The sequence below is a fragment of the Pseudomonas sp. S3_B08 genome, assembly GCF_054667725.1.
This window is the reverse complement of the sequence record NZ_CP162750.1, coordinates 5,069,577-5,085,018: the sequence shown is the minus strand read 5'-3', so window position 1 is coordinate 5,085,018 and position 15,442 is coordinate 5,069,577. Positions and strand designations below refer to the sequence as shown.

The 15,442-nt window shown below is 61.2% G+C and carries 12 protein-coding genes and 1 pseudogene; 8 read left to right on the top strand and 5 right to left on the bottom strand.

Features of this window, described 5'->3' with window-relative positions:
- Positions 1-43: 43 nt before the first annotated feature.
- Positions 44-1,357, bottom strand: a complete 1,314-nt coding sequence (locus tag AB4N73_RS22995; RefSeq protein WP_016770645.1) for an ATP-binding protein — start codon at positions 1,355-1,357, stop codon at positions 44-46.
- A gap of 114 nt (positions 1,358-1,471) precedes the next feature.
- Positions 1,472-2,212, bottom strand: a complete 741-nt coding sequence (ompR, locus tag AB4N73_RS22990) for an osmolarity response regulator transcription factor OmpR (RefSeq protein WP_217879149.1) — start codon at positions 2,210-2,212, stop codon at positions 1,472-1,474.
- Between the two features lie 358 nt (positions 2,213-2,570).
- On the opposite strand from ompR, the gene AB4N73_RS22985 reads away from it, so the two are divergent.
- The 7 genes from AB4N73_RS22985 to tauD all read left to right on the top strand — a co-directional run bounded on the left by AB4N73_RS22985 (position 2,571) and on the right by tauD (position 11,065).
- Positions 2,571-4,895: a Tex family protein gene (locus tag AB4N73_RS22985; RefSeq protein ID WP_305381979.1), complete on the top strand. Its 2,325-nt coding sequence runs from the start codon at positions 2,571-2,573 to the stop codon at positions 4,893-4,895.
- Positions 4,895-5,278 (top strand): PaaI family thioesterase, encoded by a 384-nt coding sequence (locus tag AB4N73_RS22980; RefSeq protein WP_052392141.1) that lies wholly within the window; start codon positions 4,895-4,897, stop codon positions 5,276-5,278. The genes AB4N73_RS22985 and AB4N73_RS22980 overlap by 1 nt, the downstream gene beginning before the upstream one ends.
- A 269-nt stretch (positions 5,279-5,547) precedes the next feature.
- A complete protein-coding gene (gshA, locus tag AB4N73_RS22975) occupies positions 5,548-7,131 on the top strand; it encodes a glutamate--cysteine ligase (RefSeq protein WP_041477477.1) in 1,584 nt (527 codons plus the stop codon).
- Between the two features lie 329 nt (positions 7,132-7,460).
- A complete protein-coding gene (gene tauA / locus AB4N73_RS22970) occupies positions 7,461-8,438 on the top strand; it encodes a taurine ABC transporter substrate-binding protein (RefSeq protein ID WP_024011179.1) in 978 nt (325 codons plus the stop codon).
- A 15-nt stretch (positions 8,439-8,453) separates the two neighbouring features.
- Positions 8,454-9,248 carry a taurine ABC transporter ATP-binding subunit gene (gene tauB, locus AB4N73_RS22965; RefSeq protein ID WP_071174062.1) on the top strand — a complete coding sequence of 265 codons (795 nt, stop codon included), beginning with the start codon at positions 8,454-8,456 and terminating at the stop codon, positions 9,246-9,248.
- Complete coding sequence (tauC, locus tag AB4N73_RS22960) at positions 9,245-10,078, top strand: taurine ABC transporter permease TauC (protein WP_150637913.1); 834 nt, start codon at positions 9,245-9,247, stop codon at positions 10,076-10,078. Before tauB ends, tauC begins: the two co-directional genes overlap by 4 nt.
- Before the next feature lie 144 nt (positions 10,079-10,222).
- On the top strand, positions 10,223-11,065 hold the full coding sequence (gene tauD, locus AB4N73_RS22955) for a taurine dioxygenase (protein WP_252877242.1): 843 nt from the start codon (positions 10,223-10,225) through the stop codon (positions 11,063-11,065).
- A gap of 200 nt (positions 11,066-11,265) precedes the next feature.
- Here the strand turns inward: tauD and mgrA are convergent, their stop codons facing one another.
- Together mgrA and AB4N73_RS22945 are read right to left on the bottom strand one after the other, a co-directional pair.
- Positions 11,266-12,303 carry an L-glyceraldehyde 3-phosphate reductase gene (mgrA, locus tag AB4N73_RS22950; RefSeq protein WP_252877241.1) on the bottom strand — a complete coding sequence of 346 codons (1,038 nt, stop codon included), beginning with the start codon at positions 12,301-12,303 and terminating at the stop codon, positions 11,266-11,268.
- A gap of 193 nt (positions 12,304-12,496) precedes the next feature.
- On the bottom strand, positions 12,497-12,679 hold the full coding sequence (locus AB4N73_RS22945) for a hypothetical protein (RefSeq protein ID WP_095181105.1): 183 nt from the start codon (positions 12,677-12,679) through the stop codon (positions 12,497-12,499).
- 161 nt (positions 12,680-12,840) lie between these two features.
- On the opposite strand from AB4N73_RS22945, the pseudogene AB4N73_RS22940 reads away from it, so the two are divergent.
- Positions 12,841-13,100: pseudogene (locus AB4N73_RS22940) on the top strand (hypothetical protein).
- Positions 13,101-13,124: 24 nt separating this feature from the next.
- Here AB4N73_RS22940 and betT read toward each other — a convergent pair.
- Entirely contained in the window at positions 13,125-15,086 is a 1,962-nt protein-coding gene (betT, locus tag AB4N73_RS22935; RefSeq protein WP_167333564.1) for a choline transporter BetT, read from the bottom strand.
- Between the last annotated feature and the right edge of the window lie 356 nt (positions 15,087-15,442).

Below are 15,442 nucleotides of genomic sequence, written 5' to 3'. Positions count from 1 at the left end.
CTGCTCGCGAAGGGGCCATCCGCCCTCTTGAAGATCTCAGCGCTTAAACAGCATCACGCGGCAACATCAATCCCAACGGCAATCTCACCCGCGCTTCCAGTCCCCCCCCGGACCGGTTGCGCAATTCGACATTGCCGCCATGCATCGCCGCAATCCTTTTCACGATCGCCAGCCCCAGCCCGGTGCCTTTGCCACCGCGAGCCCGATCACCTCGGGTAAACGGGTTGAAGATCGCTTCAAGCTCGGACGGATCAATACCCGCGCCACGGTCCATAACGCTAAGGACCACATACGGCGCGCTGGTATCTCCCGACACATAAGCCGCGACTTCAACACCCGTGCCGGCATGGTTCAAGGCATTGCCGATCAGGTTGTTGAGCAGGCGTTTCATCGACACCCGACGCAGCGGAAACGGCTGGATCGGCTCCAGGCGCAGGCGCACTTTCTCTTCGTTCTGGTTGTATGGCGCGGCGACTTCGCGCACCAGATCGCTGAGGTCGACCTCTTCCACCGACTCGTCACGACCGTCGCGAATGAACGCGAGGAACTGGTCGAGAATCGCGTCCATGTCCTCGATGTCGCGGACCATGTCGTCGGTGAGGTCGGTGTGATCGCCCATCAGTTCCAGCGACAGGCGCAAGCGCGTCAGCGGTGTGCGCAAGTCGTGGGAAACCCCCGCCAGCATCAGCTCCCGCTCACGTCCGGCCTGTTCGACGTCCTCGGCCATCTGGTTGAAGGCGCGATAAACCTCGGTCATTTCGCTCGGCGTATCACTGATCGGCAGACGTACGCTGCGGCCCTGGCCGAGTTGCCGCGCGGCATACACCAGGCGCTTCAACGGCTGGTTGAGCTGGCTGACGAAAATCCATGCCGACGCCGTAGAAAGCAGGCCGATGGCGAGGAACCAGCCGAGCACGTTCCAGATCTTCTGGCCGCGCAGCGGGTGCGGATACAACGGCACTTTCAGCCAGCCATCGCCCAGGCTCGGTGCCCTCACCCACAATGCCGGCGGCGAGTGCATGCGCAAACGCACCTCGGTGTCGGCACCCAGTTCCGCCTGCATCTGACGTTGGTAGATTTCGCTGTACGGCCAGTGCTGTTCGCCTTCCGGCACACCGGCGCCGACCACACGAATCAGGGTCGCGGCATCGGCAATTTTTGCGCGGTTCTCTTCGTCGGCGGCCCAATAGGCGCGCAGCGTCAGAGCGACGCCATGGCTGTATTGGCGATCCACCAGCACGTCCTCGTTCATCAACAGATAAACCAGGGTCAGCGCCTTGGAAAACAGCACGACGATCAGCACCAGCCAGAGGGTGCGGGAGAAAAAACTTTGGGGGAACCAGACGGGGGTTTTCATCTTTAACCGCTACACACTTGCAGGAGCGAGCAATGCTCGCATATTGCGGATTGCGAGTCTGTGGCAATGGCCGTGCGACCAGAGCCTTGCAGACCCGCTCCTACAAATCACCGATCACTTGGTGGCGGTGCCATCCGGTACGAACACGTAACCCACGCCCCAGACAGTCTGGATGTAGCGCGGTTTCGACGGATCGGGTTCGATCATGCGGCGCAGACGCGAGATCTGCACGTCGATGGAACGCTCCAGCGCATCCCATTCACGGCCACGGGCGAGGTTCATCAGCTTGTCGCGGGTCAGCGGCTGACGGGCGTTCATCACCAGCGCCTTGAGTACCGCGAACTCACCGGTGGTGAGCATGTGCACTTCATCGCCACGCTTGAGCTCGCGGGTCGCCAGCGACAACACGTAATCACCGAAGGTGACGTTTTCGTCTTCACTGCCCGGCGCGCCCGGCACCGGTGCGGCCTGACGGCGCAATACCGCTTTGACCCGCGCCATCAGCTCGTCCGGGTTGAACGGCTTGGCCAGGTAATCGTCGGCGCCCAGTTCAAGGCCCTTGATACGGCTCAGCTCATCGCCCTTGGCGGTGAGCATGATGATCGGAATCTGGTTATTCGCGTTGCGCAGACGGCGGCACGCGGTCAGGCCGTCTTCGCCCGGCAGCATCAGGTCGAGAACGACCAGATTGAACACTTCACGCGCCAGCAGACGGTCCATCTGCTCGGTGTTCGGAACGGTACGGGCACGGTAGCCCTTGCTGACGAAGAAACGCTCCAGCAGGCTGCTCAGCCCCGGATCGTCATCAACGATAAGAATTTTTTCGCCTTCAGCAGTTTGTGCTGTGCTGCTCATTGGATGCTCCTTTTAGCTCGGCGCGCATTATGGCGTAGCTGCCGTTATACGCACCGTGTGCATTGTTAGCAGATTTTTCCTTCACTGCCAGAAAACCGAGGTTTATGCCTACAGCCTGCAACGCCCCCGAATGACAGAACGCTGGTTATAATGCGCGGCGTTTTGCGCCAGGCAACGTCTGAATCGTTACCGTAAGTGGCCGGTATTTTTTCCGGCCCTGTGCAGTAACTGTTCGATTTCACGGGTCAATGGGCAGCTTCTTGATCCAGGCAGCGGCAATTTTCCAGCCGCTCAATCAGCCTCCAGGCCATTATCTGCGTGCCTGCGAGCCTGCTTTCATACTATGTCAGGTGGTTTTATGGACAGCATCAACAGCCGCATCGCCGAGGAACTCGGCGTACGCCCACAACAGGTCGAAGCGGCCGTCGCGCTACTCGATGAAGGTTCTACCGTCCCCTTCATCGCCCGTTACCGGAAAGAAGTCACCGGCAGCCTCGATGACACCCAGTTGCGTCATCTGGAAGAGCGCCTGCGCTACCTGCGAGAACTCGACGAACGGCGCATCAGCATCCTCGCCAGCATCGAAGAGCAAGGCAAGCTCACCCCTGCCCTGGAACGCGACATCAAGCTCGCCGACACCAAAACCCGTCTCGAAGACTTGTACCTGCCGTACAAGCAGAAGCGCCGCACCAAGGGCCAGATCGCCCTCGAAGCCGGCCTCGGCGAACTGGCCGACGGCTTGTTCAACGACCCGAACCTGTCGCCGGAAACCGAAGCCGCACGCTTCGTCGATGCCGAAAAAGGTGTGGCCGACGTCAAGGCTGCGCTGGAAGGCGCCAAGTACATCCTCATGGAGCGCTTCGCAGAAGACGCCAGCCTGTTGGAAAAGCTGCGTAATTTCCTCAAACAGGAAGCGATCCTCAGTGCCCGCGTCATCGCCGGCAAGGAAGAGGAAGGCGCCAAGTTCCGTGATTACTTCGAACACGACGAGCCGCTGAAAAGCATGCCATCGCACCGTGCCCTGGCGATTTTCCGTGGCCGCAACGAAGGCATTCTCAGCTCCGCGCTGAAAGTCGGCGATGAGCTGCCCGGCACGATGCACCCGTGCGAAGGCATGATCGCTCAGCAGTTCGGCATCCAGAACCAGAACCGCCCGGCGGACAAATGGCTCGGTGAAGTGGTGCGCTGGACCTGGAAGGTCAAGCTCTACACCCACCTGGAAACCGACCTGCTCGGCGAGTTGCGCGATGGCGCCGAAACCGAAGCGATCAACGTTTTCGCGCACAACCTGCACGACCTGCTGTTGGCCGCTCCGGCAGGCCCGCGCGCGACGCTGGGCCTCGACCCGGGCCTGCGTACCGGCTGCAAGGTGGCCGTGGTCGATTCGACCGGCAAGCTGCTCGACCACGCCACGGTTTACCCGCACGTGCCGCACAACAAATGGGATCAGACCATCGCCATCCTCGCCGCGCTATGCGCCAAGCATTCGGTGGACCTGATCGCCATCGGCAACGGCACTGCCAGCCGCGAGACCGACAAGCTGGCGATCGAGCTGATCAAAAAATATCCAGCGATGAAAATGACCAAGGTCATGGTTTCCGAAGCCGGCGCCTCGGTGTACTCGGCGTCGGAACTGGCGGCCAAGGAATTCCCGGACCTCGATGTGTCGATCCGTGGCGCCGTGTCGATCGCCCGTCGCCTGCAGGATCCGTTGGCCGAGCTGGTGAAAATCGATCCGAAATCCATTGGCGTCGGCCAGTACCAGCACGACGTCTCGCAGCTGAAACTGGCGCGCGGTCTGGACGCCGTGGTCGAGGACTGCGTGAACGCCGTGGGCGTGGATGTGAACACCGCCTCCGTGGCCTTGCTGGCACGGATTTCCGGCCTCAATGCGACGCTGGCGCAGAACATCGTTGCTCACCGTGACGAACACGGCGCGTTCAAGACCCGTGCAGCGCTGAAGAAAGTCGCGCGACTGGGCGAGAAAACCTTCGAACAGGCCGCCGGTTTCTTGCGCGTGATGAACGGCGACAACCCGCTGGATTCGTCGGCGGTGCACCCGGAAGCCTATCCACTGGTGCAGCGCATTGCCGCTGAAACCGACCGCGACATTCGCTCGCTGATCGGCGATGCCGCGTTCCTCAAGCGTCTGGACCCGAAGAAATTCACCGACGAAACCTTCGGTCTGCCGACTGTCACCGACATCCTGCAAGAACTGGAAAAACCCGGTCGCGACCCACGTCCGGAGTTCAAGACTGCCGAATTCCAGGAAGGCGTCGAAGACCTCAAGGATCTGCAACTGGGGATGATCCTTGAAGGCGTGGTGACCAACGTGACGGCGTTTGGTGCATTCGTCGACATCGGCGTGCATCAGGATGGTCTGGTGCACATCTCGGCGCTGTCGGAGAAGTTCATCAAGGACCCGCGCGAAGCGGTCAAGGCCGGTGACGTGGTGAAAGTGAAGGTCATGGAAGTCGATATCCCGCGCAAACGCGTCGGTCTGTCGATGCGCATGAGCGACACTCCCGGCGAGAAAATCGATGGCGCCCGTGGCTCGCGTCCGGGCTCGGCACCGCGCCAGTCTTCGGGCAACGCGCCGCGCAAGGAAACCACCACCGCCGCGCCGGTGAACAATGCGATGGCCTCGCTGTTCGCCAACGCCAAGCAGTTGAAGAAACGCTGATGGAAATGCCGGCCGGGCTCGTCGAGAGCGCGTTTTTCAAGCTGTTGGGCTGTCGCCTGCACAGTCTCGAAACCGGGGTGGCGCAAGTCGCCCTGGCGCTTGAGCCCGAACTGCGCAACCGCGGCGGCAAACTGCACGGCGGCGCGCTGTTCAGTCTGGTCGACATCGCCATGGGCCTGGCTTGTTCCAGCAGCCATGGCTTCGATCAGCAGAGTGCGACCATCGAATGCAAGATCAACTACATCCGCGCCGTTTCCGACGGCGAGGTGCTGTGCACGGCGCGGGTGATCCACCCGGGCCGGCGCACGCTGGTGGTCGAAGCCGAGGTGGTGCAGGGCGACAAACTGGTCGCAAAAGCGCAAGGCACCTTCGCTGTCCTGTAGATGTTGCTCATCATTTTGAGTTAATTTCGGCGCAATGAATCCTGTGGAAGCGAGCCTGCTCGCGAAGACGGTGTGTCAGTCGACGATGACATTGACTGCAAAACCCTCTTCGCGAGCAGGCTCGCTCCCACAGGGATTGTGCAGTTCTTGACTGACCGGCAAATGGCCTGCCGCTACAAACCAGGCGATAACGCCAGTTTCAACTTCACCCTTGTAGACCGTCTTGCCCACCCCCATATTGGGGCGACTGACGCGTGAAGGAATCCAAATTGAGCGAACTTCTCAACCGCCGCCTGGCTCTGCTCGGCGAGCGCGCTAACCTCTCTCTGCTCAAGCAGTGCCTGCACGGTATCGAACGTGAATGCCTGCGCGTGACCAGTGAAGGTCGCCTGGCGCAAACGCCGCACCCCGAAGCCCTGGGTTCCGCGCTGACCAACGAACAGATCACCACCGACTACTCCGAGTCGCTGCTGGAATTCATTACGCCTGCCCTGCCGGATCCTGCCGACACGCTGGCGAGCCTGGACAAGATTCATCGTTTTGCCTACAGCAAACTCGGCAACGAGTACCTGTGGAGTCCATCGATGCCGTGCCCGTTGCCGGCCGAGGAAGATATTCCGATCGCCTATTACGGCACCTCCAACATCGGTCAGCTCAAGTACGTTTATCGCAAGGGCCTGGCCCTGCGCTACGGCAAGACCATGCAATGCATTGCCGGGATTCACTACAACTTTTCCCTGCCGGAACAGCTCTGGCCATTGCTGCGCGAGGCCGAAGGTTTCGTCGGCACCGATCGCGATTTCCAATCGGTTTCCTACATCGCGTTGATTCGCAACTTCCGTCGCTACAGCTGGCTGCTGATGTACCTGTTCGGTGCCTCGCCGGCGCTGGACGCCGGCTTCCTGCGCGGGCGTTCGCATCAGCTCGAGCAGCTCGATCCGGACACGCTGTATCTGCCGTACGCCACCAGCCTGCGCATGAGCGATCTCGGTTATCAGAGCAATGCCCAGGCCGGCCTGACACCGTGCTACAACGACCTGGCGAGCTACACCGACAGCCTGCGCGAAGCCGTGGCCACGCCCTACGCGCCATACGTGGAAGTCGGCACGCACAAGGATGGCGAGTGGGTGCAGCTCAACACCAACATCCTGCAGATCGAAAACGAGTACTACTCCAACATCCGCCCGAAACGCGTGACCTACACCGGCGAGCGGCCGATCCAGGCGCTGATGGCGCGCGGCATCCAGTACGTCGAAGTGCGCTGCCTGGACATCAACCCGTTCCTGCCGATGGGCATCGACCTCACCGAATCGCGCTTCATCGACGCCTTCCTGCTGTACTGCGCGCTGAACGACAGCCCGCTGCTGACCAACACTTCGTGCGGCAACGCCACCTCGAACTTCCTCAGCGTGGTCAAGGAAGGTCGCCGTCCGGGCCTGCAATTGCAGCGTGACGGTCAACCGGTCGAGATGAAGCAATGGGCGGCCGAACTGCTGGAACAGATTGCTCCGCTGGCGGCGATGCTCGACCAGAGCGTCGGCGGCGATGCCCACAGCAAGGCCCTGGATGCGCAACTGGCCAAGGTCAACGACCCGTCCCTGACCCCATCGGCGCAGGTGCTGGCGGCCATGGCCGAGCACAAGGAAAGCTTTGCGCAGTTCTCCCTGCGCCAGAGCCAGACCCACGCCGAGTTCTTCCGCAGCGAGCCGTTGGCGGCTGACGAGCAAGCGAAGTTTGAAGAGCTGGCGCGCGCGTCGCTGGCACAGCAGACCGAGCTTGAGCAGAACGAGGTTGGCGATTTCGATGTGTTTGTCGGCGCGTATCAGGCGAGCATCCTCGCCATCAGCAATTAAAAGCCCCTCACCCTAACCCTCTCCCAAAGGGAGAGGGGACTGACCGCGTTGTTCTTGCGAGCTACACCGACCTGAAATACCGGGCCGAACTCAGGCCTTGAAAAGCATGAAGATCAGCTCCCTTTCCCCCTCGCCCCCTTGGGGGAGAGGGCTGGGGTGAGGGGGCAAAGTTCTGACGTCGAACGAATCATCCGAAATCCCCACACCCTCTCCTATCCTTAGATTTTTCCGCTCATATGCTCATTCGAAAAAGTTATTTATTTATCGTTTCTTAGATCATTTAGTCTCCATTCACGCCGACATTCGGTCGCCTGATCTGGAGCTCTCAATTGAAACTGAATTTCCCGCTTCGCCTGCTCGCCGCCGCCTCGCTGGCCGCTGCAAGCTTCCTGGCCCAGGCGGCCGATCTCACCGTCGCCTACCAGACTACCGTCGACCCGGCCAAGGTCGCTCAGGCCGACGGCGCCTACGAGAAAGCCACCAAGGCCGATATCAGCTGGCGCAAATTCGATAACGGTGCCGACATCATTGCCGCCATCGCGTCCGGCGATGTGCAGATCGGCTATCTCGGTTCGAGCCCGTTGACCGCCGCGATCACGCGCAAAGTGCCGGTCGAAACCTTCCTGATTGCCACGCAGATCGGCGCCGCTGAAGCACTGGTCGCGCGTGATGGTTCCGGCATCAAGACTCCGCAGGATCTGATCGGCAAGAAAATCGCCGTGCCGTTTGTGTCCACCGGGCACTACAGCCTGCTCGCCGCGCTGAAGCATTGGAACATCGACCCGTCGAAAGTCACCGTGCTCAACCTCGCGCCGCCAGCGATCATCGCCGCATGGAAACGCGGCGACATCGACGCCACTTACGTGTGGGATCCGGCACTGGGCGTCGCCAAGGAGAACGGCAAAGTGCTGATCACTTCCGGCGAACTGGCCAAGTTCGGCGCGCCGACCTTCGACGCGTGGATCGTGCGCAAAGACTTCGCCGAAAAGCACCCGGAAATCGTCACCGCGTTCGCCAAGGTCACCCTCGACGCCTACGCCGCTTACCGCAAGGATCCGCAGGCCTGGCTGGCCAACCAGAGCAACGTCGACAAACTGGTCAAACTCTCCGGCGCCAAGGCCAGCGACATTCCATTGCTGTTGCAGGGCAACGTCTACCCGCTGGCGGCAGATCAGGTCAGTGACCTCGGCGCGCCGACCACCAAAGCCATCACCGACACCGCCGCGTTCCTCAAGGAGCAAGGCAAAGTCGAAGCCGTGCTGCCGGACTACGCGCCTTACGTCAGCGCCAAATACATCACCAACTGATCGGGAGATACAGCGATGGCCTTGCTACAGCTGGAGCGCATCAGCGCACAGTACCCGGGCAGCCCGGAGCCGGTGCTGGCGGATATTTCTCTGACCCTGGGGCCGCAGCAATTGCTGGTCGCCCTCGGCCCTTCCGGCAGTGGCAAGACTTCGCTGTTGAACCTGATTGCCGGCTTCGTCGAGCCGAGTGCCGGGCGCATCACCCTTGACGGCGTGCCGGTCAAAGGCCCGAGCGCCGAACGTGGCGTGGTGTTTCAGGACGACGCCTTGCTGCCTTGGCAGGACGTATTGGCCAACGTCGCCTTCGGCCTCGAACTGGCCGGTGTCGGCAAGGACAAACGCGAACAGCGCGCCCGTGAAATGCTCGCGCTGGTCGATCTTGCCGGCTTCGAAGACCGACGCATCTGGCAATTGTCCGGTGGCCAGAAACAACGCGTCGGCCTCGCCCGCGCCCTCGCCGCCGATCCGCGCGTGCTGCTGATGGATGAGCCGTTCGGTGCGCTTGATGCGTTCACTCGCGAGCAGATGCAGGAGCTGTTGCTGCAAGTCTGGCAGCGCACTGCCAAACCGGTTTTCCTGATTACCCACGACATTGAAGAAGCGGTGTTCCTCGCCACGGACCTGATTCTGCTGGCACCGAATCCGGGGCAGATCGTCGAGCGCCTGCAGCTGGATTTCGGTCAGCGTTACGCCGCTGGCGAGTCGGCCCGCGCGATCAAATCCGATCCGCGTTTTATCGAAACCCGCGAGCATGTACTGAGCAAAGTCTTCTCGCAACGCAGCGCCGTACCCCGGCAGGAGCGCGCATGAGCAGTTACGACGTTTCCGCTGCGGCGGTGAAAACACCTTCGGTGAGCATCCCGCTGCGCCGCAGCCTCAGCACTCGCTGGATCAGCCTGCTGACCCTGTTCGGCCTGTTGGCGGTCTGGTGGGCGGTGACCGCGACCGAGTTGATCGAACCGCTGTTCTTGCCACCGCCCTCTGCCGTGCTGCAAAAAGGCTGGCTGCTGGCGACCTCGGGATATATGGATTCGACGTTATGGCAGCACCTGGGCGCGAGCCTGAGCCGCATCGGCCTGGGTCTCGCTTTTGCGATTCTCACCGCCGTGCCGGTGGGCATTGCCATCGGCGCCAACCGCATCGCCCGTGGTGTGCTCGATCCGCTGATCGAGTTCTACCGCCCGATCCCGCCGCTGGCGTATCTGCCGCTGATCGTGATCTGGTGCGGCATCGGCGAGTTGTCGAAAGTGCTGCTGATCTACTTGGCGATTTTTGCGCCGATTGCCATTGCCACCGCGACGGGTGTGCGCACGGTTGATCCAGCAAAACTGCGCGCGGCGCAGTCGTTGGGCGCGACGCGCGTGCAGTTGATTCGCCATGTGATTCTGCCCAGCGCACTGCCGGACATTCTCACCGGCGTGCGCATTGGCCTGGGGGTTGGCTGGTCGACCCTGGTCGCCGCTGAACTGATCGCGGCCACCAGTGGCCTGGGCTTCATGGTGCAGTCGGCTGCGCAATTCCTGGTCACCGATGTCGTGGTGCTGGGGATTCTGGTCATCGCCCTGATCGCCTTCGCCATGGAAATGGGCCTGCGCGCATTGCAGCGCAGACTGGTGCCATGGCACGGCCAGGCGCACTAAATCGCCTTGTGAAAATTCCCCTGTGGGAGCGAGCCTGCTCGCGAAAGCGTCAGATCATTCACTGCACTGTCGCCTGACACTCTGCATTCGCGAGCAGGCTCGCTCCCACAAAAGCATGACACTCCGAATTCGAAGAGAACGACCATGAGCACCCTCAACATCACCCCGTTAAGCTCGGCCCTCGGCGCGCAGATCAGTGGCGTCGACATTAGCCAGCCGCTGAGCCTGGAACACCGCGACGCCATCGAACAGGCGTTGCTCAAATATCAGGTGTTGTTCTTCCGCAACCAGCCGATCGAGCCGGCACAGCAGGCACGCTTCGCGCATTATTTCGGCGACCTGCACATTCATCCGATCTACCCGAACGTGCCGGACCAACCGGAAGTGCTGATCCTCGACACCGCCGTCACCGACGTGCGCGATAACGCGATCTGGCACACCGACGTGACCTTCCTGCCGACGCCGGCGATGGGCGCAGTGCTCAGCGCCAAGTTGCTGCCGGAGTTCGGTGGCGACACGTTGTGGGCCAGCGGCATCGCGGCATATGAAGCGTTGTCGGCGCCGATGAAAAACCTGCTCGAAGGTCTGACGGCCACCCACGATTTCACCCGATCGTTTCCGCTGGAGCGCTACGGCAACACGCCTGAGGCGCTGGCGCAGTGGGAAGAAGCGCGGCGCAAGAATCCGCCGCTGTCGCACCCGGTGATTCGCACCCACCCAGTGAGCGGGCGGCGCTCGCTATTCGTCAATGAAGGGTTTACCTCAAAGATCAACGAGCTCTCCGAGGCGGAGAGCGAGACTATTCTGAAGTTTCTGTTCGCCCACGCGACACGGCCGGAATTCACCATTCGCTGGCGCTGGCAGAAGGACGACATCGCTTTCTGGGACAACCGCGTGACGCAGCATTACGCGGTGGACGATTACCGCCCGGCGCGGCGGGTGATGCAGCGGGCGACGGTGTTGGGGGATGTGCCGTTTTTTCGCTGAGCCCTTTTAAAGGCAAAAGCCCCTCACCCTAACCCTCTCCCGGAGGGGAGAGGGGACTGATTGGGGATGCTGTAGAAGTACGCCGACCTGAACGTACTTTGCTGAATCCATAATCGACTCGGTATTTCAGGTCGATGTAAGACGCAAGACACCTCGGTCGGCTCCCTCTCCCTCTGGGAGAGGGCTGGGGTGAGGGTGGCTCACTCCGCCGTCGAAGGCTTCTCCCAAAGATTGATCCCGCCCTCCTGGGCAAACCGGTCAATCTCCGCCAGCTCTTCAGCACTGAAATGCAGATTCTTCAGCGCGCCGACGTTCTCGATGATCTGCTCCGGCCGGCTCGCACCAATCAGCGCCGAGGTCACTCGTGGATCACGCAGGGTCCACGCCAGTGCCAGTTGCGCCAGGCTCTGGCCGCGACGCTGGGCGATCTCGTTCAACGCTCGCACGTGAGCGATGTTGGCCTCGGACAAGTGCGAAGCCTGCAGCGAGCCGCCGCCCGGGCGATTGACTCGCGCATCGGCCGGCACGCCGTTGAGGTATTTGTCGGTGAGCAAGCCCTGCGCCAGCGGCGTGAACGCGATGACGCCCGTGCCGAGTTCATCGGTGGTATCGAGCAGATCCTTTTCCACCCAGCGATTGAGCAGGTTGTACGCCGGTTGATGAATCAGCAGCGGCACTTTCCACTCTTTCAGCAGCCCGGCCATCTCGCGGGTTTTCACCCCGGAATAGGACGAGATACCGATGTACAGCGCCTTGCCCTGCTGCACGGCGGTGGCGAGGGCGCTGGCGGTTTCTTCCAGCGGGGTGTCCGGGTCGAAGCGGTGCGAATAGAAGATGTCCACATAGTCCAGACCGAGGCGTTGCAGGCTCTGGTCGAGGCTCGCCAGCACGTATTTGCGCGAACCGCCGCCCTGACCATACGGGCCAGGCCACATGTCCCAACCGGCCTTGCTGGAGATGATCAGCTCGTCGCGATACTGCTTGAAGTCTTCGCGCAGCAGGCGACCGAAATTGATCTCGGCGCTGCCGTATGGCAGGCCGTAGTTGTTGGCCAGATCGAAATGGTTGATGCCCAGATCGAACGCTGTGCGCAGCAAGGCGCGCTGGGTGTCGATCGGCGTGCTGTCGCCAAAGTTGTGCCATAGGCCCAGCGACAAGGCCGGCAGCACCAGACCGCTGCGGCCGACGCGGCGGTAGGGAATGGAGTCGTAGCGATTTTCGGCAGCGGTGTAAGTCATCGAATCCTCTCTTGTCTGTCTTTTAGTCATCTGCAACCGGACATCTTTGTGGCGAGGGGATTTATCCCCGATGGGTGGCGAAGCCGCCCCAAAACCTGAAACCTCGGCGAATCAGGTGTACCGAGTGCGCTGGTTTTACGACTGCTTCGCAGCCGAACGGGGATAAATACCCTCACCACAAAAGCTCTACCAATCATGCAAAGCGATTTGCAGGTCGAACCAGCCCCAGGTTCTGCCGCAGCGTGCGGCCTTCATATTCAGTTCTGAACAAGCCGCCCAGCATACGCCCAAGCGGCGCGACGCCGACCTCCGGTTCGACCAATTGCTGAAACGTTTCACATTTTTTCCTGCGCTTCAGCCTCGCTGGATTGGCCATGCTCAAAGTGACACCGAGTTGGCCCCTTCGCGAGCAGGCTCGCTCCCACAGAGTTCTCCTGTGAACATGAAATTCATGTCCAGCCGAGATCCATTGTGGGAGCGAGCCTGCTCGCGAAGGCGGCCAATCAGGCAACACCCATTCACCAGGCGAAAACTGCCATGCACATCACCATCATCACTTTCTCCGGCCTGGTCCTGCTCGCACTGATGCTTTACATCGGCGACCCCATTGGCTTCAGCCGCCAGACCATGGCCTACCGCTTCGCAGCGCTATGGCTTGCGATGACCCTGATCAATGGCGCAGTCGGCGTAGTTCATGCGGGCGGCCGCTGGGTACGGAAATAGCGCTTGGCAGCGCGGTATTCGGCGTGCCGGCAGCAGCAATGGTGTTGTTCATGCTGCTGAGCGCCGAGTCCTGAGCAGACCCGGCGCGCAGCCGTCGGTCAACGCACCAGATGCAGGAACTGCATGTGCCGTTCGTACTGGTCGAGGATGTCGTTGATGATCTGCTCTTTGGTGTAGCCGACCAGATCGTAGTCCTGACTGCCCTCGCTCAAGTGCACTTCGGCGCGGTAGTAGCGGCGATTGTTGAGTTGCTTGGAACCCATGCCGCCGCGCGCGAACGATGGCGTGAAGTAGCCGCGCATCTGCACCTGATAGATGAACGGATGCTGCTCGCCATGGCCGATTTCCAGGCTGACGTTGTCATGCGCCGGATCCGGCTGGGTAACCACGTGCAGGCCTTTTTCGACGAACACGGCGGTCACTTCCTCGATCGCCGGACGCACCGTGCTTTCCATGAAGCGGTACACCTCGTCGCGGGACGGGAAGTGCACGGCCTGACTCAGGCGCTGACGCCAGCCACCGGTGCCACGCCGCGAACCGGAGACCGGCGCCAGCGAATGCAACTGCGCGATCTGCTTCTGCGACTCCAGATAGAACGCCTTGTGCAGGCCCCACATCATCAGCAGCAGAATCAACGAGAACGGCAATGAGGTCAGCACCACCGCCGACTTCAACGCATCGATGCTGCCGGAAAACAGCAGTGCGCTGGTGATCAGCGCGGTCATCGCACCCCAGAACACCCGCAGCCATTTCGGCCCGTCTTCATCCGGGTTGCCGCCTTTCGCCGACAGGGTGGAGAGCACCACGGTGCCGGAATCCGCAGACGTCACGAAGAACACGAAGCTGATGAACACCGTCACGGCGATGACAGTCTTGCTCCACGGATAGGTTTCCAGCAGCAGATAAATGCTCATCGACGGATTGTCGATGGCCGACATGCCCAGCGCACTCATGCCGTGATTGAGCACTTGATCCAGGGCGCTGTTGCCGAAGATCGACATCCACGCCAAGGTGAAACCGAGCGGAATCAACAGCACGCCGAAGACGAATTCACGGATGGTGCGGCCCCGGGAAATCCGCGCGATGAACAGGCCCACGAACGGCGACCATGCGATCCACCAGGCCCAGTAGAACACGGTCCAGCCGCCCAGCCAGTCGCTCGGTTTGTCGTAGGCGTAGAGGTCGAAACTCTTCATCGGCAGCGCGCCGAGGTAATCGCCGACGTTCTGGATCAGGGTGTTGAGCAGGTGCTGTGTCGGCCCGGCAAACAATACGAACAGCAGCAGCCCGCAGGCCAGCAGCATGTTGATGTCCGACATCACCCGCACGCCTTTGTCGACGCCGGAGACGGCCACAATGATCGCCGCACCCATCATCAGCGTGATCAGGCCGACCTGAATCCACTGCGTGTGGGCGATGCCGAACAGGTAGTCCAGCCCGGAGTTCAGATGCAGCACGCCGAAGCCCATGTCGGCACCAAGACCGAACACCGTGGCGATGATGCCGAAGCCGTCCACCGCATAGCCGATCGGGCCGTTGATGCGTTTGCCGATCAGCGGATACAGCGCCGAACGCAGGGCCAGCGGCAGATTGTGCCGATAGGCGAAATAGGCCAGCGCCATGCCGACGAAGGCAAACACGCCCCAGCCATGCAGGCCCCAATGCAGGAACAGGATCTGCATCGCCTGGCGTGCCGCGTCCGCCGTGCCCGCGTCGCCTTGCGGTGGCTGGAGCATGTGGGTCAGCGGTTCGGAGACGCAGAAGAAAAACAGCGTGATGCTGATCCCGGCGGCGAACAGCATGCCGGCCCAGGACAGGTAACTGAATTCGGGTTCGTCGTGGTCGGCACCGAGTTTTATCTTGCCGTAGCCGGATAAGGCGGTGACCACCACGAAGACCAGATACAGGGTCATCGCGAGCATGTAGTACCAGCCGACCGTGTTGGCCGCCCAGTTTTGCGCTTCCAGCAACCAGGCGCCGGCCTGCTCGGGGATGGCGATGACGACAAGACCAAACAGCAGAATGACCGTCGCGGCGAAGTAGAACACCGGCGGATTCATGCGCACCAGACCGCTGGCGGGGGTAGACGATGCACTCATGAAAGGTGCACCTCGAAGGGTTGAAACGTGGCTGAAATGATCGGACTCAGCAAAGGCAAGCCTCCTGTTGTGAGCGGGCAGCGAACCACCGGTTTAACTTGAATGAACGTTCAAGTTAAACATGAATGGGGCGGTAAGGACTAATCGCAGGGCTGGGCGGTAGGTTTCCTACAGCGCCCGAGGAGGTTTATGACGCGGGTTTTGTGAGATTCGTTCACTGCGCCAAGCAAGAATCAAAAGCCCCTCACCCTAACCCTCTCCCAGAGGGAGAGGGGACTGATTGGGGGATGTTCAGAATGTGCGCCAACCTGAGGAAA